We start from the raw sequence: 26699 nt of genomic DNA, 5'->3' as shown, positions 1-26699 counted from the left end.
ACGAGATGCTGGCCCGCCGCCTACCAATGACGGCTAGGTGTGTGCTGAAAAGCCTGCCAACCGCTCGCTGAAGATTGCCCCATTGTGTTTGCTGAAACTTACGCTAAAAAACGACGCTGAAGGGCGACCCGAACAAGCAAAGAAAATCAGGCGATGTCACGGCAATCACCGTGACATCGCCTTGGTCGTCTGTTCATAAAAATCGTCAGGCCTTTCGCTGAGGATGGTTATCTTTGAACCCGGCTCGCTCGGCCGCTCACAGCGCCACTTGGTTGCGTTGCCGCGTCATGGCTTTACGGCGATGTGATTGAGGGGAGGAAGGTTTTGGGCGACGGTCGGCGGCGCGTACTTCAGCGGGGGTTTCGTCGTAACCTGGGCTGAAACTTGCGCCCGGACAAAGCAATCCCGACACAATACCGGCCGTCCCTGCGTTGGCAAGAACGGTACGGTGGTCCGTACGCCGCATTCCGCGCATTCCACTTCGACCTGAATCCGTGGGCGACTTCCGTCCGTTGCCATCATGCTGAGCAACTGGTTGAAACGTTCGTTTTTGCGTATCTTGCACGGCTTGCACCGCTTCGGTTGATTTTTGAGTCCCTTGTCGAAAAAGAACTGTTGTTCCCCGGCTGTGAAAACAAACGGCGCGCCACACTCAATACAGTTGAGGTGAATGTCTTCAAAGACCGGTTCTACAGGTGCTTTGGTTTCATCCATTGTCGGCGTCACTCCTTGTGCGTAACTCCCTGCCTTCCGCACGCACGGCGGCATGGGGCATTGACCCTGACCGATACTTCTGACCGACAGCTCCATCCGGTTTGCCTTGGAAAGCAGCGGTACGTAGACACGACCGGCCTCCGGCGACCCGTCGGCGCACCCCCTTGCTCACCCTTGATGAATCTGTGAAACCTTTTTCAGACAGAGGTTTATCTAGTAAAGGCTCAAGTAAGTGTCAAGCCCTCTTTGAGGCGCGAGATGCAGTTGGCGCGCGCCTGATCGAGGCAAATCATTGATTCGGCTTGAGTTAGTTAGACGAACGGAGTGAAATCTTTTTTTTCGTTTAATTTACTTCTCCAGAGTTCGTGTAGCTTCTTATAGGTTGTGGACCGTTGCCTGTGGACATTTTGTGGAAAGAGCCGCTCGCCTGCCGCTCCGCCGCTGTCCATTGTGTACCTTTTTTAGAGGCGCCGGCGGACAACCCGTGACAGCCGGGAAGCCAAGTCCGCCGCCAGCGGCGCGGTTGCAGCGTCTCCTGAGAGCCGCCCGGATACAGATGCATTACACGGGTTTGTCTTGACACCCCGTCGGTCAGCACACAAGATGCAGCCGCACTATGAGACCGTTCAACGCCGCTTGGACTCAGGCGTTGCTGTTCGCTTGAAAAGCCGTCGGTTCGGTCGCTTACCAGTTGAGAGTGTCCGACAAAACAAGTTGCTTCTGGCATATCGCCTGCAACTTGAAGACTGTTGCCTGAAGTCGAACACCTTCGCTGGGACAAAGCACGATACCTTGTAATCTAGGAGACATACAGGACTCATGAAGCCCATCAAGCACGCCGAAAAAGCGTTGTCGAAACTCGCGGGAGGGTTATTTGTCGCCATTCAGTCCGTCAACAAGTACCGGCCAGCCCCTTCCTTTACGCCCAAGTGGTCGGATAAGCCCCTGCTCAAATCGTGGCAAAAGACCAAGCCCACCCTTGGCTGGCCGCGCACGACGGATTCACTTTGCCCCAAATGCGTCAAAGAGGCGCGCGAGAAGATTCTGAGCGGTGAAGTGGATTACACAATTCTCATCAATGAACGTGTTGGTGAGATCAAGGCGCAGATTGTCAAACGTCACAATCCCGAAACCGGGCGCGATGAAGTCTGGATGGAAAAGGAATGTCCTGTTCACGGTCGGTTTGAAGATTTGATGGCAATTGACGCCAACTTTTTGGCTCATATCGAAGCGCAATTTCCCGGCCGGGACATTGACGCCCACAATGACGCCAAACTGCACAATCACGGGACAAGCTCCATCAAGCACGGTCGCGGCTCAGTATTGACGATAGACCTCACCAACCGCTGTAACATGATGTGCGACCCGTGCTTCATGGACGCCAATCAGGTTGGATTCGTCCATGAACTGTCGCTGGAGGAAATCAAGGAAATCCTCGACAACGCCATCAGCATCAAACCCCGCCGGCAGCTGTCAGTGCAGTTTTCCGGCGGCGAACCCACCCTGTCGCCGCACTTTTTGGAGGCGATTCGCTACGCACGGCAACTAGGCTACAACAGCGTCCAGTGCGCTACTAATGGCATTGAATTTGCCAAGAGCAAGGAGTTTTGCCGCAAGGCGGCCGAGGCCGGTCTACGCTACGCATACCTTCAGTTTGACGGCATCGGCAATGACGCCAACAGCCACCGGCAGGTCGGCAACCTCTTTGACGTGAAGCTCCGCGCGATTGAAAACCTGCACGAAGCGGGCGTTGAAATCGTCTTGGTCGTGACGCTTGTCAACGGCGTCACCAACGACCAAGTAGGCCCGGTCATTCGCTTCGCCTTGGACAATCCCAAAAAGATCGCCTTCGTCTCGTTCCAGCCGGTGTCGTTCACTGGGCGCGACGAAGACATCACCGATGAGCGTCGTCTGCGGCAGCGTTATACACTCTCGCACTTGGCGTACGACGTAAAAGAACAGATCGGCGTCACTGAACCGACCCGCGATTGGTTTCCGATTTCCGTGATGAGCACCATTGCTGATTTCGCCGATCTGGCGCACGGTCCCGAAGCGCAGTTCGGTCATCTGAGCTGCGGTTGCCACCCCAACTGCGGCGTTGGGACGGCCCTTATGATTGACAAAGAAACTAAGGAAATGGCGCCAGTGCCGGCGTTTATTAATGTGCCGCGTCTGCTCAAGGACATGCAGGCGATTACGGACGCTGGCCGCGGACGAGTGTTTTCTTCGTTTCTGATGGCGCTGTCGCTGCTACGAAACTACGACCCGTACAAAGCACCGACGCATTTTACGATCAAGTCGCTGTTGGAGAAGTTTGACAAGTCGCTTGGCATCTCCGGCCGCGACTACGGCAGCGTCAAGGGCAACCGGACGCGCGAGGACATCGAAAAGCGTCGCCGCGACCGCTGGAACTTCCTCTTCATCGCCGGCATGTGGTTCCAAGACCTCTTCAACTATGACTTCCGCCGGACGGAAATGTGCATCATCCCCTACGGTACGCAGGAGGGCGAAATCTCCTTCTGCGCCTATAACACCGGTGTCGGCTGGCGGAACATCATTGAGGACATGTACAAGAATGCAACCGTAGCGAAGTGGTACAAGGAACACGGTAAGCACGAAATCTACGCTAAGGGGCGGAACGTCGAGCTGCCCGACGGCCCATGCACACTGAACGTCAACCCCGAAGACGCAGCCCGCGTGCGTCCGCGTGGCGCGGACGGCCCCATGACCGCCGCCGAAGAGAAGCGGCTGATGGAAAAGCTCTTCCGTGAGAAGGTGCTCGGCATCAAGAACGGCGAAACGAAGCTCGTTCAAATCGGACGCGCCAAGCGCACCACCGTCAACGGCAACGGTGCGGCGGCTTCGGCGACACAGGCGGCAGGCGCGGCGGCTGTCGTGGCAGGCGGCAACGGCTTGCCAGGGGGCAAATAGCCGCCACGCCAAACCCAATCGGTTGGGCAACGTTTGGAGTGACGTGACAGCATTCGGCGGGATGCCGTGAGCGTCCCGCCGTTTTTGTTGCTGAAAAATCCGTTCCAAGTTATAGCGTTAGTTTTCTAACACATTCAGAATCATATACTTGCAGCGGAAAAAAGGCGGAAGTTCATCTGGTCGCCGGCGCGTTTTTTCGCCTATAAGCAGGCTTTGCGCCCACCGCCGGCGCTTCAAGACCTGTCCCAGTTGGGGTTGTTCAGTGATGTCCGACGAGACGAAGTCAACGCCGGGAGCGGAGTCACCACCCGGAGAGTCACCGAAGGCCTCAAGCGCCGACGCCGAACGCGAAGCCAAAATCGCCGCCGCCAAAGCCAAGGCCGCTGCTGCAAAAGCAGCTCGTGAGGCCGCCACATCCGAAGGCGACGCCACACCGGCCGCATCCGCACCCGCCGACGCCGAACGCGAGGCTAAAATCGCCGCCGCCAAAGCTAAAGCCGCCGCCGCCAAGGCCGCCCGTGAAGCTACTGCGTCCGAAGGTGACGCCGCGCCGAAACCGGCCCCTGCCAAGGCCGCGGCCAAAGCCGCTGCTAAAGCGCCGGCGAAAAAGGAGGCCGCGCCAGCCTACACCGAGATCAAGGACGATCCGTTTATCACTACACTGCGGGCGGTTTTCCAAGACGACATCAAGGAAACTGTCACATGCAACGGTCAGCAGATCGTGCGTGTCGTCCCGGAACGCGCCCGCGATCTGCTCTGGTACTTGCGCTATGACGCCGCAATTCGGTTCGACATGCTAACCGATGTCACGGCCGTGCATTACCCAGACCGTAAGGCCTTTGAAGTCGTCTATCAGCTTTACTCCATCCCTGAAAATCGTCGCCTGCGCGTCAAAGCCGAACTACCTGAAGACCAGTCCATCTACACGGTATGTGACATTTGGGCGGCCGCCAACTGGCTGGAGCGCGAGGTGTACGACATGTTCGGCATTACGTTTGAAGGCCACCCCGACCTACGGCGCATTCTGCTGCCTGAGGGTTGGGTCGGCTTCCCGCTTCGCAAGGAATACCCGATTGAATACCGTCACAACGAATGGGTCGCTGAAAATCTGAATATTCTCGAAATTCCCGAAGGCGCCGATCTGACTGGGAAGTTTGAATGACGGCCGACTTGGCCCACGACTGCTTCTGGTGTTGCCCATGAACCCAGCTATTCCACTTGTTACCCACTACACCGAAACGCTGTTTGATTCCGAAGAAATGGTCTTGAGCATGGGGCCCCAGCACCCATCCACGCATGGCGTGCTGCGCGTCATCCTCAAGCTCGACGGCGAGCGTGTGGTGGACCTTGACTGCGACATCGGCTACCTGCACCGAGGCGCGGAAAAAATTTTTGAAAACCGCCTCTACCCGATGATTGCGCCGTACTTCGACCGGCTGGACTACATCGCCGCCGTCTCGAACGGGCTGCTCTACGTAGAAACAGTCGAAAAGGCGATGGGCATCGAAGTGCCGCCCCGTGCGCAGTACCTGCGGGTGATCCTGACCGAACTCAATCGGCTGTCAAGTCACCTGCTCTGGCTGGCGACGCACGCACTCGACATCGGTGGGTTTACGGTGTTCCTTTATGCCTTCCGCGAACGTGAGGAAATCCTCAAGATTTTCGAGAACTTCTTCGGCGCGCGGCTGACCTGCCATGCGTTTCGGATCGGCGGGATGACCTACGACGCCTATCCCGGGTTCGAGGCGCAGGTGCGGGCCTTCTGCGACATGTTTCCCAAGCGGCTTGAAGAATATGAAACGCTGCTCAACGAAAACCGCATCTGGCTGGGGCGGACGGTCGGCATCGGTGTGATTTCGGCTGAAGACGCCATTAATCTGGGCTTGACCGGCGCACCGTTGCGTGGGTCGGGCGTGGACTACGACGTACGCAAAACCGACCCGTACGAGTGCTACGCCGACCTCGATTTTGACATTCCGATTGGTGAAAACGGCGACACCTTTGATCGCTACCTCGTGCGCATGGAGGAGATGCGCCAGAGCCGCCGCATCATCATGCAGGCGCTCGACAAGCTTCCCGACGGCCCAGTGATGGGCAAAGTGCCAAAGGTCATTCGCGTGCCGGCCGGCGAGGTGTACCACTCGATTGAAGGCCCGAAGGGTGAGCTGGGGTTGTACCTTGTTTCCGACGGCGGAACGAAGCCCTACCGTCTGCGCATGCGTCCGGCGTCGTTCGTCAACTTGGGTGCGTTGCGCAAGATGGCGATTGGGTCGCTTGTGTCAGACGTGGTGGCGATGATTGGCTCGCTGGATATTGTTCTGGGTGAGATTGACCGATGACGACACTCCCGTGGCCGTGGATGCCGGCGCTCAGCGCATCCCCACAATGGGTCGAATCGCTCGTAAAGTGGGTCTATACCTACCTGCCGCCGTGGGTGGCAGCGAAGCTAACGCCGACCGACGCCACTGACTTCATCGTGTGGCCGCTTGTCCAGATCGCCGTCATGCTGGTTGTGGTGCTGACGGTGGTCGCCTACCTGACGCTCGCCGAGCGCAAAATCAGCGCGTGGATTCAAGTGCGCATCGGCCCTAACCGTACAGGGCCGTTCGGCCTGCTCCAACCGGTAGCTGACGGTATCAAGCTCCTCATCAAGGAGGATGTCATTCCGTTCAAGGCGGATAAGACGGTCTTTACACTCGCGCCCATCATCAGCATGGTGTGCGCCTTCGTGGTGCTGGCGGTGCTGCCGTATGGGCCGCACTACGCGAGCATCACCAACATCAACATCGGGTTGCTCTTCATTTTGTCGGTCTCATCGGTCGGCGTGCTCGGCATCATTCTGGGCGGCTGGGCGTCGAACAGTAAATACCCGCTGCTGGGTGCGCTGCGTTCGTCGGCGCAAATGGTGAGCTACGAAGCCGCCATCGGGCTAACGATTGTTTCGGCGCTTATCTTCACGCGGACGTTCTCGATGCAGGGCATCGTCGAGGCGCAGCGCAGTCTGGGTGTGTGGTTTGTCCTGTTTCTGTTTCCGTCCTTCATTGTGTATCTCGTCGCCGTCGTCGCAGAAACCAACCGCGCGCCGTTCGATTTGGCGGAAGCCGAATCGGAACTGGTCGGTGGCTTTCACACGGAATACAGCGGCTTTCGCTTCTCGATTTTCTTCATCGCGGAATACACCAACATGGTCGTGGTTTCGGCCATTGGCACAACATTGTACTTGGGCGGCTGGTACGTGCCGGGCATGGACTGGGTCGCCGCGCAGTTTCCCGCAGCCTACCGAGAAGCGGTGCTGACGCTCATCGGTGTGATGGCTTTCGCCGTCAAATGCGGCGTGATTCTCTACCTGTTTATCTGGATGCGCTGGACGTTCCCGCGCTACCGCTATGACCAACTGATGGAGTTGGGCTGGAAATGGCTGATGCCTGCTGCGCTTGCCAACATTGTGCTCATAGCGACGGTGTACATCATCGGCAAGGAGTTGGGACTGGTGCGGTCGGTAGGCGGCGTCTTGGAAATGGAATGGCAGGGCAAGGTGTTTTTCACGGTCGCCGGTTTTCTATCCCTGTTCCCCATTTTGGCGCTGCTCAACGCCATCAACCGCAACTCGAAGAGCTTCAACCTGCGCGCGCAACGGACGACGATTCCTGTCAGTACGCGCAAAGTCAAGCTGACGCCGGGCGTCAAACCCGCTTAGGTGTGACAGGCGCGGCGCACACGACGCCGTGCCGTCAAGCACGGAGAATGCTATGTTGCTTGTCGGTTGGGAAGCGGTTTTCTTCTGGATGCTGACGCTGGCGACGCTTTTCGCCGCCGTCTTTACGGTGTCGGCGCGGAATCCCGTTCACTGTGCGCTGTTTTTGATTTCCACGCTGATTGCGATGGCTGGGCTGTTTCTCCTCCTGCGCGCGGAGTTTGTCGCCGGTGCGCAAATTCTCGTCTACGTCGGCGGCATTCTAGTGCTGTTTTTGTTTGTGCTGATGCTTGTCAACACGCGCAGCGAAGTGGAAAACCCCTTCAATCGGCAGGATAAGGTCGGCGCGTTTATCGCTGCGCTGGTTGGCCTGACCATTCTGGGCGCGGTGACGTACACCCAGCAGCGCGGGGGCTTCTTCAAGACGAAGCCTTCCGCCGACCGGATGGCCATTGAGAACGCCAAGCCCGACCCGAACGCCCCGGCTGGCGTCATCTCGGCCGACACGGAGACGCTGGGCGTGACGCTCTACACGCAGGCTGTGCTGCCGTTTGAGATCGCCTCCGTGTTGCTGCTGATGGCGATTGTCGGCTCAGTGCTGCTGGCGCGCGACCGGAAACAGGAAGAAACCTACGACTGATGGACAGGAGCGATCGCCATGTCTTTTCTCGCGTCGGTGTTGAGCTGGGCCGCGCAACAGGCTGCCGAACCCTCGCTTATGGAGCGGTATGTTCAGGGCCTGAAGGAAGTGGACACCTCGAAGTTCCTCGTGCTGAGTGCCATTCTCTTCAGCATCGGCATCGGCGGCGTCCTCATTCGGCGGAACATCATCGTCATTTTCATGTCGGTTGAGTTGATGCTGAGCGCCGCCAACCTGAACTTCATCGCTTTTGCCCGCTACTGGCAGACGCAGGGCAGCCTCTACGCCCACAACGGCCACGTCATGACGATTTTCATCATTGTGGTCGCGGCGGCGGAAGCAGCGTTGGGGTTAGGGTTACTGCTCGCGCTCTACCGCAACCGCGAAACCGTCGCGGCGGATGAAATCAACCTGCTCAAGTGGTGACGCCGGTTTATGGATCTTGTTGCGCTCGTCCCATTTTTTCCGCTGCTAGGGTTTGTTATCAACGGCCTCTTTGCCAAGCGACTCGGCTTTTCCGAAAAGGTCATCGGAGCCATCGCCTGTACAACGGTCGCGGCGTCGTTTGTCTGTTCGGCGGTCGCCGTCTATGAGTTCAGCCACCACGCCCACGACGCCAAGGTGCAGGCGGCGGCCAAGCAGCGCGAAGCCGAGCTTCAGGCGCGTCTGATTGGTCATGGCGTCACCTACGACCCGAAGACCAATACTAAGCGTGACGCAACCGAGACCAAGGCGACCGATCCCAAGGTAGACACAGACGAAGTTGCGACGCCCTACGTCGTGACGCTGTTTGAGTGGATGCCCGGCGGAGCCTTGCGGCTGACCATCGGGCCGAACGCCGGCCAAGCGGCGGAGTTTTCGGTCAAGTGGGCCTATCAGCTTGACCAACTCTCAGGGCTGTACATTCTGTTCGTTACCTTTGTCGCGTTTTTCATCCACCTGTTCGCCATCGGCTACATGCACGGCGATCCGAGCTTTCACCGCTTTTTCGCTTATCTCAACCTGTTCATGTTCATGATGCTCAACCTTGTGTTGGGCGCGAACTTCCTCATGACGTTCGTCGGGTGGGAAGGCGTCGGTCTGGCGTCATATTTGCTCATCGGCTACTACCTGAAGAAGCCGGAAGCCGCCGTGGCTGCCAAAAAAGCCTTTGTGATGAATCGCGTCGGCGACTTCGGCCTCATGCTGGCGATGATGGCGACTTTCGCCGTCTTCGGGACGCTCGACTACGCCGACGTGATGGCGATGGTGAAGGTGCTGCCGCAGGAGCCGTTCGGCCTAGCGGCGCTGAGCTTCACGACCGGCACGCTGACCGTCATTGCGCTGCTGATTTTTCTGGGCGCGGCGGGCAAGAGCGCGCAGATACCGCTTTACACGTGGCTGCCGGACGCTATGGCCGGCCCGACGCCTGTTTCCGCGCTCATTCACGCGGCGACGATGGTGACGGCGGGCGTGTACCTTGTGGCGCGTTGCAACCCGCTCTTCCAGCGCGCGCCGACGGCGATGTTCACGGTCGCCGTCATCGGCATTGCGACAGCATTCGTCGCTGCGACCATCGGCGTCACGCAGACCGACATTAAGAAGGCGCTGGCGTACTCCACCGTGTCGCAGCTTGGCTACATGTTTGTCGGGTGCGGCGTTGGGGCGTTTACAGCGGGCGTGTTTCACGTCGTGACGCACGCCTTCTTCAAGGCGCAGCTCTTCCTCGGTTCGGGTAGTGTCATCCACGGCGGCTCGCCCAGCGGTCACCAGCAAGAGATGACCTACTACGGCAACTTCAAGAAGTACATGCCGATTACCTTTGCGACAATGATGCTGTCGCTCTTTGCCATCTGCGGCATCTTTCCGTTCGCTGGGTTCTTCAGCAAGGATGAAATTCTCGCCAAGGCGCTCCATACGCCGGTCTTCAGTCACGAAGTGGGGCTGGCGCTCTACGCGATGGGCTTTCTGACGGCCGGCGTGACGGCGTTCTATATGACGCGCCTGATGTGCCTGACCTTCTTCGGCAAGGAGCGCTTCCTTGAGGGGCCGGATTTTCAAGAGGGACATCATGACGGCGACGGTCATCACGCGCCGGCGTCGAAGGATTTTCACCCGCATGAATCGCCGCTTGTGATGACGCTTCCGCTGATGGTGCTGGGCTTCTTCGCCGTCGTCGCCGGCTTCGCGGGTGTTTCGGAAGAACTGACCGGCGGGGCGTTTCCCAACTACGTTCATCACTGGCTCGCGCCGGTGATGGACACGACGCTCTACCCGGAAAAGCCTGTCACCGGCGTCAACCCGACCGAGTGGCTGCTGGCGGGCGTCAGCGTCGTCTGGGCGCTGGCGATGATGGGGCTGGCGTATTTCATTTACGTCGTCCGCCCGGAACTGCCGGACAAGCTCGCGCAAACGCTTCGTCCGCTCTACGTGCTCAGCTACCGCAAGTGGTTCTGGGATGATTTCATTGACGTGTATCTGGTGGGCGCGTTCAAGAGGCTCAACCTCGGCGCGTGGGGCGTGGATTTCGTCGTGGATTCGGTCGTCAACCTGTTTGCGTGGCTGACGCGCGCAAGTTCGGTCATTTTCCGCACGGTGCAGACTGGCTTGATGCAGAACTACGTGCTGGTGATGGCGCTAGGGATTTTCCTGTTTATTGCGGGGATGGGCTATCCGCTCTACAAGGCGCTGTTCGCGCCGGAGACGCGCACGTCGTCGCCGTCTTCGCCGCAGACCAGTCGCGTGGCGCAACCTTGAACGGCTGCGGCGTGGGAAAGCTTACCGAGGAAGGAACGGCATGGTACTGAGCAACATTGTCTTGGCGTCGGAGCCGGCCCGGCTCTTCATCGGGCCGATCGGCATTCTGAGCCTTGTCACGTGGCTGCCGCTGGTTGGGGCGCTGATCCTCTTGTTCTTCAACAAGCGCCGCGTTGACCTTATCAAGCAGTTTGCCACGGTCTGGATGACGGTGTGCTTCCTCGTTTCGCTGCCGCTCGTCCTGCTGTGGAACTATGAGGTACGCGGCTTGCAGTTTATGGAAACCGCCGACTGGATTCCGGCGATTGGCGCCAAGTACCAACTGGGCGTGGACGGGCTGGCGTTGACGCTCGTGATGCTGACGACGTTTCTCGGCCCGATTGTGGCGCTGTGTTCGTGGAGCTATATCGAGACACGGCAGAAGGAGTACTACACGCTGCTGCTCATCATGCAGTCGTTTATGATCGGCGTCTTCGCCGCCGCCGATTTGTTTCTGTTTTACGTGTTCTTCGAGGTTATGCTCGTGCCGATGTACCTGCTTATCGGCGTCTGGGGCGGCGAGCGGCGACTATACTCAGCCATTAAGTTTTTCGTTTACACGCTGGTCGGCTCGCTGCTGATGCTGGTCGCCGTGTTCAAGTTCTACTTTACGGCGGCGGAGACGGCGGCGAAGTATCCGACGGAAGTCAAGGCGGCCGTCGAGGTCATTGTCGGCAATAATGCGCCGATGCGCGGCATGGTTTTGGAAGGCGTTGAGACCGCGCGCCGGGCCGGTGTGGCGTACGCAGCGCGGGCGGGCGGCGGCGAGTACGACGACACTGCGCCGTTGGGGACATTCAACATTTACGCTTTGCAGGCCATTGGCGGTGCCCGCGATGGGCAGGGGAAGCCTTTGGTGCCCCTGTCGCTTCAGTTGTGGCTTTATGCCGGCTTTGCATTGGCGCTGGCCATCAAAGTGCCGATGGTGCCCTTCCATACGTGGCTGCCGGACGCCCACGTGGAAGCCCCAACAGCCGGCTCGGCCATTCTGGCCGGCATTTTGCTCAAAATCGGCACGTACGGCTTTGTCCGCTTCAACTTCCCGATGTTCCCCGACGCCTCGATGGACCCGACCGTCGCCTCGGTGATGGCGACGCTGGCGATTCTGGGCATCGTCTATGGCTCAATGGTCGCCTTGGCGCAGAAGGATATGAAGAAGACCATCGCCTACTCGTCCGTCGCGCACATGGGGACGACCATGCTTTCGCTCTTCGCCTTCAACCCGAACGGGATTAACGGCGCGGCACTCCAGATGTTGAGCCACGGCGTCACGAGCGCGGCGCTGTTCATCATGGTTGGGATTCTCTATGAACGACGGCATACGCGGCAAATCGCCGAGTACAGCGGCGTTGTCAACACGATGCCCGCTTTTGCGACGATGTTTATGATTGCCACGCTGGCGAGCGTCGGTCTACCGCTGCTCAATGGCTTTGTCGGTGAGTTCATCGGGCTGCGGGGCGTGTTTGAAGCCAACATCACGTGGGCTTTCTGGGGAACAACGGGCATTATTCTGGGCGCGGCCTACATGCTGTGGCTTTATGAGCGCGTGTTCCTAGGGCCGGTCAAGAATCCGAAAAACGCCGATTTGCCCGATTTGAACGCGCGCGAATGGGCGTACCTCACGCCGCTGGTCGCCGCCATGATCATTTTCGGCGTGTATCCGAAGCCGCTCGTAACCTTCATCAATGGGACGACGGAAGTCGTCGTGCGGCAGATGCGCCCCGCCTACTTCAGTGACACGGCCAAGCCGGTTGAGGCAAGGACTGCTGCGCCGGTCGCGCCTGATGCGACGGCCCGCAACTAAACCCGTGACAGGACGTGCAGGCTTGAAAACGCTGCTGTGAGTGTGACTATGTTGCCTTTGCTGGTTGAACTGCCTCCGCTTCCGACCCTGCGCGATACAGCGCTCATCATGCCGGAAATCATCCTGACGCTGTTCGCCTGCGCGGCGCTCGTGCTGGATGTGGCGCTGCCGCGCGGCAAGAAGCACATCACGGCCTACTTGAGCCTCATCGGACTGGCCTTTGTGGCTGTCGCGCTAGCGCAGCAGACGGCGGCGACGGCGGGGCTGCTGCCGATCAGCGCCTTCTACGGGATGCTGTTCATTGATGGGCTGTCAGTCGTTTTTCGCTTCGTGTTCATTGTCGCGGCGGCGTTTTCGATTCTCTACTCGATCAAGTATCTGGAGTTTGAACGCGAGCAACGGGGCGAATACTACGCGCTGATTTTGTTTTCGACGCTGGGGATGATGTTCGTCGCGGTGAGCGGCGATCTCATTTCGCTCTTCGTCTCGTTTGAGCTGATGTCATTGAGCGTCTATGTGCTGGTCGGCTACCTCAAGCGTGACGGACGCTCAAACGAGGCCGCAATGAAGTACTTCCTGACGGGGGTTTTCTCGTCGGCGCTGATTCTCTACGGGCTGTCACTGGTGTATGGCGTGACGGGGTACACGAACCTGAGTCGCATTTCGGAAACCATCGCCAATTACATCCAAGGCGTGGCTTCGGACGCGGGCGACCCACGTTTGTTGCTCATGGTGGCGCTGGTGCTGACGGCGGCCGGGCTGCTGTTCAAGATCGCCGCCGTACCCTTCCACATGTGGGCGCCGGACGCCTACGAAGGCGCGCCGACGACCGTGACGGCCTTTATGTCGGTTGGGCCGAAGGCGGGGGCGTACGTCCTGCTGGCGCGGATGTTGCTCTTTGCGCTGGGGCCGATGCGCGAGATGGAAAACCTCCCCGGCTGGGCGACCCTGCTGGCGGTGGTCGCCGTCCTGACGATGACGGTCGGCAATCTGGCCGCCGTGACGCAGGACAACGTCAAACGCTTGTTGGCCTATTCAAGCATCGCCCACGCGGGCTACATCCTGCTGGGCCTCGTGTCGGGGACGGCGATGGGCTATCAGGGCGTCGCCTTCCACATTATGACCTACACGCTGATGAACACGGGCGTTTTTGCCGTCATCATCGCGTTGCATCGGCAGGGCGTCATCGGCGAAAAACTTGACGACCTGAACGGTCTGTTCATCAAGTCGCCGAGCGCCGCCGTGCTCATGCTGATTTTCATTCTCGGCTTGGCGGGGATTCCGGCGACGGCGGGTTTTGTCGGCAAGTTCTTCCTCTTTGGTTCGCTCATTCAAAGCGGCAAGCCGTGGCTGACCTATGTGGCCGTTGTCGCGGTGCTCAACGCGGTGGTGGCATTTTACTACTACGCGCGCTTTGCGCGGGCGATGTTTTTGAACCCGCCGAGTGAAAACGTCGCCGACGCTTCGCCGCTGTTGCTCACGCCGGGCGTACGGGTCGCTCTGACGCTGTCGGCGGTCGCGGTGCTGTTTTTCGGGGTTTACCCGCAGCCGCTCATCAACGTGGCGGACTTGGTCGCGCAGAGCATCACGACGATTTACGCGCAGAGTTCAGGAATCGCGCTGCGTTGACCGCAGGGCGGACTGCTCCGCCGCACCCTTGGCCGTCCCTCCTAACAACCGTTTCGGTTTGCAGGTCGGCGGCGGATACAGTGCCGGAATCATCTTTGGAAACGGCGAGGCCGTTTGTGTGGAGGATGCCCGATGCCCCTCATCGAGCTACGATTGTCGCCGACCTTCAAGCGGTTTTTGTCGTCCGAGCAGGCGAGCGGTGTCTTGCTGCTGGGATGTACGGCGGCGTCGCTGCTGATCGCCAACTCGCCGATAGGGGAGAGTTACCTACACTTCTGGCATGCCAAGGTCGGTGGGCTGCCGGTTGAGGCCTGGATCAACGACGGGCTGATGGCGGTGTTCTTCCTCCTCATCGGGCTGGAACTTAGGCGTGAGTTGTACGTCGGTGAACTCTCGAACATTCGCCATGCACTGTTGCCGATTGTGGCGGCGCTGGGTGGGATTATCGTTCCGGCGACGATTCACTTCATACTCAACAACGGAACGGTGACGCAGTCGGGCGTCGGCATTCCAATGGCGACGGACATCGCGTTTGCGTTAGGCGTACTGGCGCTTCTAGGCGACCGCGTGCCGGCGTCGCTCAAGGTTTTTCTGGCGGCGCTGGCGGTCATTGACGACTTGGGCGCGATCATCGTCATTGCGCTGTTTTATTCGGGGGCGTTGGCGTGGGGCTACCTTGGCGCGGCGCTGGCGATGGTCGCTGCGCTGACCGTGCTGAACCGGCTGCGCGTCATGCGGCTGTGGCCTTATTTGCTGGGCGGTATTGGGCTGTGGTTTTGCCTGTTCAAGTCGGGCGTCCACGCCACAATCGCCGGAGTGTTGTTGGCGTTCACAATCCCGTTTACGGCTAAGGCGGAGGATGAAACATCGCCCTCGCACCGGCTTGAAAATCGGCTTCAGTTTCCGGTGGCGTTCGGCGTCCTGCCGCTGTTTGCGTTGGCGAACACGGGCATCGTCATTCAACAGGATGTGGTGTCGCTGATTGCCAGCGCCAATGGCGTCGGCATTTTCACCGGGCTGTTTGTCGGTAAGCCGGTGGGGATTGTTCTAGCCAGCGCACTGGCGGTTAGTGTCGGTTTGTGCCGGATGCCGCTTGATCTGAACTGGAAACACTTGTTGGGCGCAGGGCTGCTGGGCGGCATCGGCTTCACAATGTCCATTTTCATCACAAATCTGGCCTTCCCGAACGATGCGCTCATCGTGAGCGCCTCCAAGATGACGATTCTGCTGGCGTCGCTGACGGCGGGGACGGTCGGCTTCCTGTGGCTCAAGTTCTTTGGGCAGCCGGATGTCATTGACCGTGACCTCGAAACGATGGATTACGTCGTCGAGACTTCGTAGCGCCGTGGCCGCATTGGTACGCCCGCTGGAAGTGTGGTCGCTGGGCGTGGTGGATTACGCCGCCGGACTGGTGATGCAGGAAAAGCTGGTCGCGCAGCGGCGCGCAGGCGACATCCCCGATACGCTGCTGTTGCTGGAGCATCCGCCGGTCATCACGCTGGGGCGTGCAGCGAAGGCGCAGAACATCGTTGTTCCGGCGACTGTGCTGGCGAGTCAGGGCATTGCTGTTTACGAAACGCGGCGCGGCGGCGATGTGACGTATCACGGCTGGGGCCAACTGGTCGGCTACCCCATTCTCGACCTCAACCCCAACCGGCGTGACATCCGCCGGTACATGCGTGATCTGGAGGAAGTTCTAATCGGCGTCGTCGCCGAGTATGGCATCGCAGCCGGGCGACTTGCGGGTTTGACCGGCGTCTGGGTGGCAGGCGAGCGCAAAATCGCCGCCCTTGGCGTCCACATTTCACGCTGGATTACCTCGCATGGCTTTGCGCTCAATGTCACGACACGTTTGCGTGATTTCAGCTTCATCATTCCCTGCGGCATTCAAGACAAAGCCGTTACATCCATCGCGCATGAGACAGGGCTGACGCCGTCGCTGGAGGAAGTCGGGGCGCGAGTCAGTCGGCGTTTCGGCGTAGTGTTCGAGCGCGAAATTGTTCGACGTGAAGTGGCGCATGCGTCAGTACAGGTTGTGGTCTTTCGGACGCGCGCCGGCCGCCGCGAGTATCTGTTGCTGCGGCGCGTCGCTGCGCGCGGCGGCTTTTGGCAGCTTGTCACTGGACGCATCGAGTCCGGCGAGTCGCCGCCGGATGCGGCCCGGCGTGAGCTTGCTGAGGAAACCGGCCTGACCACGTCCCTGCTGCGCGATTTGGATTTGACGCGGACGTACGTGGTGGACGCCGACTGGTTTGCGCCGTCCGCTGAGGGGCCGGTGTTCAACCGTGAACATGCCTTCGCCGCGCCGGTGGACGCCGATCGCATACGCTTGTCCCCGGCCGAGCATGACGCCTACGAGTGGTTGGATTGTGAAGCAGCGGCGGCGCGGCTCATGTGGGAAGGCAATCGGCAGGCGCTTCACCGCGCCCACGCGGAAATCCTGTAGCGCCTTCCCCAGAACTAGAAGTTTGGAATCCACTTGACGTTTAGCAAGGCAGCGCTTGAACAATTTGCGCGGTTATCGTCGGCGTTACAGTCCCGCCGGCGGAAGCGCGTTTTGGCCATCACCAAGGCCATCACAGAGGCAAGCAAGGAGTCTCGAACCAATGGCCGCCCCGGACACTCCGCCTGAAAGTTCTCTCCTCCGAATGAGCGCGACAAGCCTTGTCCAACGAATCACGGCAGGCGAGCTCTCCGCACAGGAGGTTGTGGAAGCTCACATCGAGCGTATCGAGGCCGTCAACCCACAGCTTAGGGCGGTCGTGGTGACATGTTTTGACGAGGCTCGCCGCGCCGCCGCCGAGGCTGACACCCGCCGCGCCGCCGGTGAACCACTCGGCCCACTACACGGCCTGCCCATCACGGTTAAGGCGTCATTTGATGTTGCCGGACTGCCGACTTCACTAGGGCTGATCCAACAGGCCGCCGCCCGCGCAGCGGCTGACGCGCCAACCGTTGCGCGACTGCGCCGAGCCGGGGCCATTGTGCTGGGGAAAACGAACCTGCCCCAACTCGCCATGGCGAACGAATGTGAAAACCCCCTGTATGGACGTACGGTGCATCCACGCAATGCCCTTCGCGCGCCTGGCGGCAGTAGCGGCGGCGAAGCGGCGATCATCGCAGCTTTTGGATCGCCGTTAGGCCTTGGCAGCGACATTGGGGGGAGTCTCCGGCTTCCAGCGCATGCTTGCGGGATCGCGTCCCTCAAACCGACTGCAGGACGCCTGACGATGCAGGGGCACGCTGAAGTTTTCCCTGGTATGGAAGCCATCCAAGCTCAGCCAGGACCGATGGCGCGTCAGGTTGAAGACCTTGCCTTGGCGATGCGCGTCCTAACAACGCCCGATCAACACCCTGGCGACCTCACGCCGCCCGTCCCATGGCGTGACCCTGATGAAACAGCCTCACTCGCGGGATTACGGGTTGCCTACTACCTCGATAATGGGTTGTTTCGTCCGTCGCCGGCCATTCGTCGCGCCGTTCGTGAGGCCGCCGACGCGCTTGAACGACGCGGCGCGGAGGTTGTCCCATGGCAACCGCCGGACGTGGCCGAAGCGTTTGGGTTGTTTGTCGGTATTCTGTTCGCCGACAATCTACGTCACATCCGGGCGTTGCTCTATGCTGAACCCATCTGGACGCCCCTATGGCCGTTCTTGGTTACGGCGCAATTACCCAACTGGCTGCGTAGCTGGTTGGCGCGGCTTGCCGACCTAACAGGACAGCGGGCGACGGCGCGACTGTTGCGTGCGGCGCGCTCACGCAGCGCCGAAGGCTACTGGCGGCTTGTTGAAGCCCGCACGCGCTATCGTGAGCGGTTTCTGGAAGCCCTCGATGGACAGCGGTGCGATGTGATTTTGTGTCCGGCGGATGGACTACCTGCACTCACGCATGGCGCTAGCGCATACACGGTGGAAGCCATCAGCTACACGGCACTCTACAACCTGCTGGGGACGCCGGCCGGCGTCGTTCCATGGACGACCGTTGGCCCAAACGAGGAAAGCGACCGTCCCAATACGCTTGACCTAAGCCAACGAACGGCGCGCGACGTAGAACGCGGCAGCGCAGGGCTGCCGGTCGGCGTGCAAGTCGTTGCTCGGCATTGGCGGGAAGACCTTGTGCTGCGCGTTATGCGGGCGCTGGAACAGGCTTGCGGGGAACGCCTGTAACAACCCAACAGCGCCAGTCTCTAAGGTGTGCAACGCCGCGTGTTAGCCGGATGCGCCAGCCTTCATCCAAGGCCAAGCCTCGATCACACCGGCGCGGTAATGAGGCGTCGCGCTTCCCGCCGCGCCCACGCATCCGCCGCTAGAATCGCCTCAAGGCTTGTCGTTGGCTGCGCATCATGCCGCCCCAGAGTCGTTTCAATGATGCGGGGAATGTCCGTAAACCGAATCCGTTCTTCCAAAAACGCGGCCACGGCTTCTTCGTTGGCTGCGTTAAGAACCGCTGGAAACGTCCCGCCCGCCCGCAGCGCGTCGTAGGCTAGCCGCAGACATGGAAACTTCTCCATATCCGGCGGATAAAACTCCAACTTGGCGACAGCCGTTAGATCGAGACGCTCTACGGGCGCAGGCCTTCGTTCCGGGTACGTCAGCGCGTACTGAATGGGATGCCGCATATCCGCCACACCCAACTGCGCTATCGTCGAACCGTCCACAAAGGCGACAAGCGAATGCACCACCGACTGGGGATGGATGACGACCTCAATCCGGTCCGGCGGCACATCATACAACCAGCGCGCCTCAATGACCTCCAAGCCCTTGTTCATCAGCGTCGCCGAGTCAATCGTGATCTTGCGGCCCATTGTCCATGTCGGATGACGTAGCGCCTGTGCGACGGTGATCTGTGGAAAGCCTTCCGCCGGTAGTGTCCGGAAAGGCCCGCCGCTCGCCGTCAGCACTAGCCGATGAACCTCCGCCAGCGTGTTCCCGCGCAGGCATTGATGGAGGGCGTTGTGTTCGCTGTCCACCGGCAGAATTTCAGCTCCGCACTCGCGCGCCCGCCGCATCATCAGTTCACCCGCCATCACCAGCGGTTCCTTGTTGGCGATGCAGACGCGACGGCCGAGTTCAATCGCCCGCAAGGTTGGCAGCAAGCCCCGTCCGCCGACCACGGCCGACATCACCACGGCCGCCGCCGGATGGGTCGCCACAGCCGTCATGCCGTCCACGCCGACAGCGATCTCGCCTGACCAGTCGGACGCCACGAGGTCGCGAAGCCGCCGCGCAGCGACGTCATCCGCAACAGCAACCAGTTGGGGGCGATGGCGGCGAATTTGCTCCGCCAAGCGTTCTACGTTCCGCCCGGCGGCCAATGCCGCCACCGTAAAGCGCGGTGCAAGATGCTCTACAACATTAAGCGTGTTACAGCCGATGGAACCCGTCGAGCCAAGAATGGCTAGTCCCGTCATCCGAAAAAATTCCTGTCGGTTTAGAATCCACCGGCGAAAAAACCAAGTCAGCAACGGCGCCGGCTTGACGCCAGTCTATTGGTTCCGAAAACGTATTCAACCGCAAGTGCAGACTGACTCGGCGTGGAACGCACAAGCCGAGGAGCCGCCGAACGGCCGGTGGTGCGCGCCGCGTTGCCCTGTGACGTTTATGCTCGCCTTTCTCTTCCCCGGACAAGCTTCGCAGTACGTCGGGATGGGCCGCGACTTGGTCGCTGCTTTCCCGGAAGCCCGCGAAACCTTTCAAGAAGCTGACGACGCACTGGGATTTTCACTTAGTACGCTGTGCTTTGAGGGGCCGGAAGCTGAACTCAACCTAACGGCCAATACGCAGCCGGCTGTTTTGACGCATGCCATCGCCGTCTGGCGTGTCCTGCGCCGCCACGGCTTCACCCCCGGTATTGTCGCCGGCCACTCGCTGGGCGAATACGGTGCGGTGGTCGCCGCCGGCGCGCTTGACTTCGCCGAGGCAGTACGGACGGTTCGGCGGCGCGGGCAGTACATGCAGGAGGCTGTCCCGCCTGGCGTTGGGGCGATGGCGGCCGTGTTGAAAGTTGATGCCGACACTGTCGCGGCGCTGTGCGCGGAAGCCGAGCGGGAGGACGAACTGTGCCGTCCGGCCAACTTCAACGCGCCGCAGCAGACGGTCATCGCTGGGCACCGTCCGGCTGTCCAGCGAGCGATGGAACTGGCCCGCGCACGGAAAGCGCGCACCATTGAACTGCCTGTGAGCGCCCCGTTTCACTGCCCGCTGATGAAGCCAGCGGCGGAGCGACTGGCGCAGGACTTAGCCGCACTGACGTTCCGAACGCCACACTGCGCGGTCGTTGCCAACGTGGACGCACAACCTACAACTGACGCTGAACGGCTCCGCGCCAACCTGATTGCCCAAGTCTGCGCGCCGGTTCAGTGGGTGGCTTCGGTGCAAACCTTGGCGGCGCAGGGCGCAACGGCCTTCGTTGAAGTCGGACCAAAAACCGTTCTCACTGGCTTAGTGCGGCAAATTCTGCCCGACGCCGTGACGTTCAACGTTGAGTCGCCGCGAACGTTAGAAACCTTTGTCGCCGGGATGCGTCTGCCTTGAGCAAAACTCCAGCTTATGCGACAGTGAGGCCATCGCTGTTCCAACTTTCTGTAATGCGCCATTGTCTCATGGCTGTTTGTTTCATCCTGTTGGAGCATTGACTGGATCAGGCCTATGGCTATGGACAAAAAGATTCTCGACCGCATCCTCACCATGGCCGTCAAAAGCGGCGTCTCAGATATTCACTTTCAGGCCGGTAGCGTCCCGTTGTTCCGCTATAACGGAACGCTAATGGATGTGAAGTACGATGTTTTGACGCCGCAGGACACTGAACTCATCGCCCAAATCCTGCTCAAAAATGACCGTCTGCACGCCCACGATGAATTTGTTGAGAGGGATGTTTCATACGGCGTCGAGAACGCCGGCCGTTTTCGGGCCAACATTTTCAAGCAGCGGAACAGCTTTGCCATCGTGCTGCGCGCCATCTCGATTGAAGCACGGACGTTTGAGCAACTGAACCTGCCGCCGACGCTGGCGCACATCGCCGACCTAGGTCGCGGGCTAGTACTTGTCACCGGCGCGACCGGCAACGGTAAATCCACCACAATGTCGGCGATGATCGAGCATATCAATCGGACGCGCAAACTCCACATCATCACCATCGAAGACCCGATTGAGTTCCTTTACAAAAACGACCGCAGCATCATTACGCAGCGCGAAATCGGACAAGACACCCGTTCGTTCCCGGAAGCCTTGCATGCCGCTCTGCGGCAGGACCCGGATGTGATTTTGGTCGGTGAAATCCGCGACGCTGTGACGTTCGACACGGCGCTGCGGGCGGCGGAGACCGGCCATCTCGTCTTCAGCGCCATCCACACCACGGACGCCCAGAAAACCATTTCGCGCGTGCTAGGTTTTTATCCGCCGGAGGAACAAGCAATGGCGCGGGCGCGACTAGCCGACAACTTGGCCGCAATCATCTCCCTCCGATTGCTTCCAATGGCGAATCAACAGGCGCGCATCCCGGCGGTTGAGATTTTGCGCATGTCGAGCGCAGTTCAGGAATGTCTGCGCAATCCCGAAAAGTTAGGCGATCTTAATTTTGTCATCGCCCGCAGTCGGGAATACGGCATGATGACCTTCGATCAGCATCTGATCGAACTGTGTAAGGCGGGCAAGATCACGCCGGAGGTAGCGCGCGCCGCCGCGACGAACCGAATTGAGTTCGACAAGGCGATGGCGGCCGAACGCGCCCCGACGCCGGTGGCGGAGTCGTCGCCAACTAGTCCTGCATCGTCGGCAAGTGACTCCTCTGCGCCCAAACCCGAAGCGGGAGACAGCGCCGGTAAGACCTATTCATTTGTGTGACGGCTTCGGGGTCCGAAACGACATCCGGCGGACAAGAGATCGAGCCGGGCGGCCGCCCCAGCTTGCGCCGGTTTGCGTTGGTCTGTTTGTTGATTGGCGCGACGGCGTTCGGCGGCGGGGCGATGGTCGCTTACTTAGAAGATCGGTTTACACGCCGCTACGGTTGGCTGCGGGACGAGGCGTTCTTGGAAGCCGTGACGCTAGCGCAAAGCCTGCCCGGCGCAATTGCGACGAACACGGTGGCGTTTATCGGCTACCGGCTGCACGGGGCCATCGGTGCGGCGACGGGGATGGCGCTCTACGCCCTGCCGTCAGGGTTGCTAATGCTGCTTTTCGCCGCGCTTTACGACCGCGTGCGCGACATACCCTTAGCGACAGCTGTGTTTACAGGCCTGAACGCCGCCGCCGCCGGCCTCGTCACAACGACGGCGATTCGCCTTGGACGTCAGGCGCTTGACGCCCACTGGCAATACATACAGGTCATAGGGGTTTTTAGCCTAGCTGTCGCCGTTCCGGCAATGACATTCCCCTTGATCGTCCTCTCCCTGCTGGGCGGGTTGGTGAGCGCCGCTCGGCGAAAGACTAACGCCGCCGCCGACACGGTGGGGCGACCGCAGACGCGCGCCTCTCTCCGAGGACTGTTTCTAACGGCGGCGGTCAGCGGGTCGGCGGTGGTCGGCCTTTGGCTGGCGGCGGAAGCCGGCACCGACCCTTTCTTGCTACGGGTAGCGCGGCTGGCGCTGATCGCGTTGAAAATCGGTGGGCTGACTTTCGGCGGTGGGTTTGTCATCATTCCCCTGCTTGGTCATGAAGTCGTGGATGTGCATGGCTGGCTGACGCCAAAAGAACTTGCCGATGCAGCGGCCCTTGGCCTGTTGACGCCGGGGCCGTTTGTGATCGCCGCCGTCTTTATCGGCTACCGTGTCGCCGGTCTGGTCGGAGCCGGTGTTTCCGCGGTTGGCATTTTTGGTGTCCCATTATGGCTGGTGATTTTGGTCGCCAGCGCGGTTGAACGCTTCCGGCAGAACCGGTTGGTGCAGGGGGCGCTGCGCGCCGCCATGCCAACTGGCGTCGCCCTGCTGGCGGCAGCAGCCGTGACGATCGGGAAAAGCGCGTACGGACCTGCGCCCTACACGTGGTGGCTAGTGCCAGCGCTGGGGCTGGCAAGCGCCAGTCTGGCCGGCCGGTATCAGATGAATCCCGTGTTCGTCCTCTTCGGAGCGGCGGCAGTTGGATTGTGCGCCCGGTGGCTGTTCGAGTAACCACGGCGCAGGCGCGCAGTACGGCTAAGTAGATTATGGCCGGCCGACGGCGTCGCGCATCGGATTGCCGCCGGTTCGCTCCCGAAACGGTTCTTTTTCAAAGCCATACCGACGGCGTTTGAGAATCAACCCCTGCCGCGTCAGACCTAATTCGCGGGCGGCGTGGGTGATGTTGCCGTGATGGCGCTCAAGCGCCTCGGCAACCATCCGCCGTTCAAGCGCTTCAACCGCTTCGGCTAGGGTCTGCCGGACGGGTGACGCCCCTGCGCTGTCACCGCTCCACCCACCCATCGAAACCAATGGCGTTCGATGGTTGCCGCTCGACATCAGCGACGCCGCCGTCCACAACTCCGGCGAAAAGTGCTCCGGCGTTAGAATGTCATTCGGTTCGGCTAGGGCGACAGCACGCTCGATTTCGTTTTTGAGCTGGCGGACGTTGCCGGGCCACGGCAAGCGGCATAATCGCTCCAGAGCGGCTTCGGAAAGCGATACCGTCTTGCCTTCCCGCCGAGCGCATTCACGCAGCAGGTGCTTGGCCAGCGGCGCAATGTCCTCCCGCCGCGCGCGCAGTGGCGGGACGTGTAGGCGGACAACATTGAGCCGATGGAAGAGGTCCTCGCGGAACCTGCCCTGAGCGACTTCGGCTTCGAGATCACGGTTGGTGGCGGCAATGACCCGTACATCCACCTTGATCGGCTGCTCCTCCCCGACCGGGTGAATTTCCTTCTCTTGAAGGAAACGCAGCAGCTTGGGCTGGACATGGAGAGCCAGTTCACCAATTTCGTCCAGAAACAGCGTTCCACCGGCGGCGGCGCGGATAATGCCCGGCGCGCTTTTACTGGCTCCGGTGAACGCGCCCTGCCGGTGGCCAAACAAACGGCTTTCCACAAGTTCCGCCGGGATGGCTGCGCAGTTGAACGGTAGAAACACTCGGTCGCGCCGCCGGCTCGTCGCGTGCAAGGCGCGGGCGACCAATTCCTTCCCAACGCCTGACTCGCCCGTAATCAACACCGTCACGTCTGACGACCGAATTTTCTCAATGCGCTCAACCACGGCCAGCATCGCCGGCGACTCGCACACCAACCCAAGGTGCGCAAACCGATTGGCGACTGGTTCACTGTTGACGACCGCACGCGCGGTGCGCACTGTGTTGCGCAAGCGGTGATTTTCCAAAATGAACTCCACGACGTGAACCAGCGCCTCAATGGTTGTGACGACGTGCGGCGGCACAACGCCGGCGATGCACAGAAAAAACCGCCGCATTGGAGGAAGGTCAGTGCCGGGGCGAACATCGTTGAAAGCGCGTACGGTCAGATCATCAGGCAGCGAGCGTTCCTCATGCAGGCTGCTTTCCAGCACGCGGCGCATCCGCTCCGCTTGGGGTGCGACGCCTGCAAGGAGTCGAATTCCATCGGGCATTTGCTCAAAAATCGCCGCCGTCAGGTGCAGCTCATCGCGGAGGAGGATAGCCAACTCGCGCAACAACAGGTCAGGCGAAGTCGAAGCCGCCACAAGACTTTCTACCAGTAGGGCGTCCAGGCTGGGCGCAGGCGGCGTGACGGTCGTTGGTTGGATACGCCTAGTTTCCTCTAGAAGCCGGGTCGCCTGTGCGCCCAAGCGCGCTGCGCCCAACTCGGTAAAGATGCGCTGTGCGGCTTCAAGGTGAATTCGCGCTCGAGCGGCGTTCGCCAACGCCAGAAACGCCCGTCCAGCGCCAAGATGGCTACAGGCGGCGTCGTAGATGAAACCAGCCGCTTCAAACATGGACAGGCTCTGCGTGAAAGCGGCGACGGCTTCGCTAGGATTTTGGCGCAACAGGTGCAGTTCGCCGTCCAGCCGGCAGGCGAAGCCAGCGGCGTGCAGCTTCGGCGAATCGCCGAGCAGTTCACGCGCTCGGCGTAAGTGAGCTTCGGCGCGAGCGGCGTCGCCAGCCGCCAAGCACGCTTCGGCCAAGCGCAGATGACTGACCGGCAGACGCGCAATGCGGTTGATTTTGGCGTTGATGCGCGTGGCTTGTTCAAAGAGTGAAATCGCTTCGTCATGTCGCCCCTGCGCTAGTAAGGCTTCAGCCAACGCCTCCCAGCCGCCGGCTTCCGCCGCCGGTCGTCCGGCCGCCAAGGCGCGTTCAACCGCCAGTCGCGCCTGCCGTTCAGCGGCGTCAAGGTCGCCCTGCCAGAGCCGCAACCGACTGGCAGTGCGCCGTACCAGACTTTCCGACGCCGGGTCGTCCGCCACCAACGCCATGGCTTGACCTAGGGCTGCTTCCGCCTCACGCCACTTGCCAGCGTACATTCGTACGTCGGCCACCAAGTCGTACGCCCGCCCCAAAGCGAGCCGGTCTTCCGTCTGCGACCAGTGCGCAATAGCCTTCTCCAGCAGCGTCAGCGCCGCCGCAAGGTCGCCTGACTCGAAGGCGATAAACGCCTGATGGTCAAGCAACTGGCCGACCAAGCTGATGTCCTGTGCCGCCAGCCCGCCGGGCAACGCCTCTAGCAAGGCGAGCGCCCGCGCCGCTTCGTCGCGCGACTCCGTGATGCGACCTTCGTGGTGGGCCATCACGGCCAACTGCCAGCGACATTCGGCGACACCCTGCACGTCGCGCAACGGCTCCAAAAAGCGCAGACTACGTTCCAGATGCTCACGGGCAATGGCATACTCATCGATCGCGGCGTAAATCCGTCCTAGCAACGCCTCCGCCTGCCCCACGAGCGCATCGTCCGCCAACGACTCGCCCAACTTGAGCGCCAAGTTCGCTTCGTGGATGGCGCGCGGGATATTGTGTTGACGAAGCAGCAAGTCGCCCCGTTGGGCGTGCACCCGCGCCAGCAGGGCCTCGTCGGAGACGCGCGTCGCAAGCAGGTCTAAAACCTGCGCCGCTTCATCATACCGCCCGGCCTCGACTAGCGCCCTCACTAAAGTCAAGCGCCGTTCCGTCGCCAAAGACGACCCTTGTCGGTCAAGCTCGTGAATTTCAAACTGTAGCTTGGCGACTAAGCGCTCAAGCCGACCACCTTGGGGAGATGAAGGAACATTGGGCATCGTGGCGACGCACCCAATCACGGAAGTGATTGTGAAGCAGCTTACCGTCAATCAGCTTGACAGTAAGCTGCTTGACATGGAAGCGGCGATTGACGGAACTGGATATGCAAGTGTGAGGGTAGTGTTAAGTCGCACCGCTTCTCAAGCTCTTTTGCGATACCGACCGCAAACGACGGCCGGAAAGCGTGGAAACTCAACATTTCAGCTACGTTGCTGTGCTTTGACGCGAAACGTTCTCGCACCGTCGGCGAAGTTTTGTATGTCAGTCGCCAAGTTTGGCGCGTGATTTGCTTGCCTCCTTGGATGCACAGTGCGCTTTGTCGCCTGCGCGCCAGAAATTTTTCCGGTTCAATCATACGGAGGAATCCCA

At 60.4% G+C, this 26699-nt stretch carries 18 protein-coding genes; 15 read left to right on the top strand and 3 right to left on the bottom strand.

Annotated elements, in window-relative coordinates; translation table 11 throughout:
• Positions 1-285 precede the first annotated feature (285 nt).
• Positions 286-714: a zinc-ribbon domain containing protein gene (locus NZ585_00930; protein MCS7078602.1), complete on the bottom strand. Its 429-nt coding sequence runs from the start codon at positions 712-714 to the stop codon at positions 286-288.
• Between the two features lie 819 nt (positions 715-1533).
• On the opposite strand from NZ585_00930, the gene NZ585_00925 reads away from it, so the two are divergent.
• From NZ585_00925 to NZ585_00870, 12 genes are all read left to right on the top strand, one after another.
• On the top strand, positions 1534-3645 hold the full coding sequence (locus tag NZ585_00925) for a radical SAM protein (protein MCS7078601.1): 2112 nt from the start codon (positions 1534-1536) through the stop codon (positions 3643-3645).
• A 265-nt stretch (positions 3646-3910) separates the two neighbouring features.
• Complete coding sequence (locus NZ585_00920; protein MCS7078600.1) at positions 3911-4807, top strand: NADH-quinone oxidoreductase subunit C; 897 nt, start codon at positions 3911-3913, stop codon at positions 4805-4807.
• A 79-nt stretch (positions 4808-4886) separates the two neighbouring features.
• Complete coding sequence (locus tag NZ585_00915) at positions 4887-5984, top strand: NADH-quinone oxidoreductase subunit D (protein ID MCS7078599.1); 1098 nt, start codon at positions 4887-4889, stop codon at positions 5982-5984.
• Positions 5981-7342 (top strand): NADH-quinone oxidoreductase subunit NuoH, encoded by a 1362-nt coding sequence (gene nuoH / locus NZ585_00910; GenBank protein MCS7078598.1) that lies wholly within the window; start codon positions 5981-5983, stop codon positions 7340-7342. The genes NZ585_00915 and nuoH overlap by 4 nt, the downstream gene beginning before the upstream one ends.
• Positions 7343-7394: 52 nt before the next feature.
• Positions 7395-7979: an NADH-quinone oxidoreductase subunit J gene (locus tag NZ585_00905; protein MCS7078597.1), complete on the top strand. Its 585-nt coding sequence runs from the start codon at positions 7395-7397 to the stop codon at positions 7977-7979.
• 78 nt (positions 7980-8057) lie between these two features.
• Entirely contained in the window at positions 8058-8405 is a 348-nt protein-coding gene (nuoK, locus tag NZ585_00900) for an NADH-quinone oxidoreductase subunit NuoK (GenBank protein MCS7078596.1), read from the top strand.
• Positions 8406-8414: 9 nt separating this feature from the next.
• Positions 8415-10715 carry an NADH-quinone oxidoreductase subunit L gene (gene nuoL, locus NZ585_00895; GenBank protein MCS7078595.1) on the top strand — a complete coding sequence of 767 codons (2301 nt, stop codon included), beginning with the start codon at positions 8415-8417 and terminating at the stop codon, positions 10713-10715.
• Between the two features lie 40 nt (positions 10716-10755).
• Entirely contained in the window at positions 10756-12558 is a 1803-nt protein-coding gene (locus tag NZ585_00890) for an NADH-quinone oxidoreductase subunit M (protein ID MCS7078594.1), read from the top strand.
• Between the two features lie 48 nt (positions 12559-12606).
• The gene (locus tag NZ585_00885; protein ID MCS7078593.1) at positions 12607-14187 is read left to right on the top strand and encodes an NADH-quinone oxidoreductase subunit N; all 1581 of its coding nucleotides are present in this window, start codon (positions 12607-12609) and stop codon (positions 14185-14187) included.
• 132 nt (positions 14188-14319) lie between these two features.
• On the top strand, positions 14320-15528 hold the full coding sequence (gene nhaA / locus NZ585_00880; protein MCS7078592.1) for a Na+/H+ antiporter NhaA: 1209 nt from the start codon (positions 14320-14322) through the stop codon (positions 15526-15528).
• A 4-nt stretch (positions 15529-15532) separates the two neighbouring features.
• Positions 15533-16633, top strand: coding sequence for a lipoyl(octanoyl) transferase LipB (gene lipB / locus NZ585_00875; GenBank protein MCS7078591.1), 1101 nt, complete (start codon positions 15533-15535; stop codon positions 16631-16633).
• A 202-nt stretch (positions 16634-16835) separates the two neighbouring features.
• Positions 16836-18353, top strand: coding sequence for an amidase (locus NZ585_00870; protein MCS7078590.1), 1518 nt, complete (start codon positions 16836-16838; stop codon positions 18351-18353).
• Between the two features lie 83 nt (positions 18354-18436).
• Here the strand turns inward: NZ585_00870 and NZ585_00865 are convergent, their stop codons facing one another.
• Complete coding sequence (locus tag NZ585_00865) at positions 18437-19597, bottom strand: 1-deoxy-D-xylulose-5-phosphate reductoisomerase (protein ID MCS7078589.1); 1161 nt, start codon at positions 19595-19597, stop codon at positions 18437-18439.
• A gap of 190 nt (positions 19598-19787) precedes the next feature.
• Here NZ585_00865 and fabD point away from each other — a divergent pair, with 190 nt between their 5' ends.
• The 3 genes from fabD to chrA all read left to right on the top strand — a co-directional run bounded on the left by fabD (position 19788) and on the right by chrA (position 23290).
• Positions 19788-20720, top strand: coding sequence for an ACP S-malonyltransferase (gene fabD / locus NZ585_00860; protein ID MCS7078588.1), 933 nt, complete (start codon positions 19788-19790; stop codon positions 20718-20720).
• A gap of 114 nt (positions 20721-20834) precedes the next feature.
• Positions 20835-22028, top strand: coding sequence for a PilT/PilU family type 4a pilus ATPase (locus NZ585_00855; protein MCS7078587.1), 1194 nt, complete (start codon positions 20835-20837; stop codon positions 22026-22028).
• Positions 22025-23290 (top strand): chromate efflux transporter, encoded by a 1266-nt coding sequence (gene chrA / locus NZ585_00850; GenBank protein ID MCS7078586.1) that lies wholly within the window; start codon positions 22025-22027, stop codon positions 23288-23290. Before NZ585_00855 ends, chrA begins: the two co-directional genes overlap by 4 nt.
• Before the next feature lie 33 nt (positions 23291-23323).
• On the opposite strand, the gene NZ585_00845 is transcribed toward chrA, so the two are convergent.
• Positions 23324-26329 carry a sigma 54-interacting transcriptional regulator gene (locus NZ585_00845; protein MCS7078585.1) on the bottom strand — a complete coding sequence of 1002 codons (3006 nt, stop codon included), beginning with the start codon at positions 26327-26329 and terminating at the stop codon, positions 23324-23326.
• Between the last annotated feature and the right edge of the window lie 370 nt (positions 26330-26699).

The sequence above is a fragment of the Chloracidobacterium sp. genome (assembly GCA_025057975.1).
In the GTDB taxonomy this organism is placed as follows: domain Bacteria; phylum Acidobacteriota; class Blastocatellia; order Chloracidobacteriales; family Chloracidobacteriaceae; genus Chloracidobacterium.
This window is presented reverse-complemented; position numbering and strand designations above follow the sequence as displayed.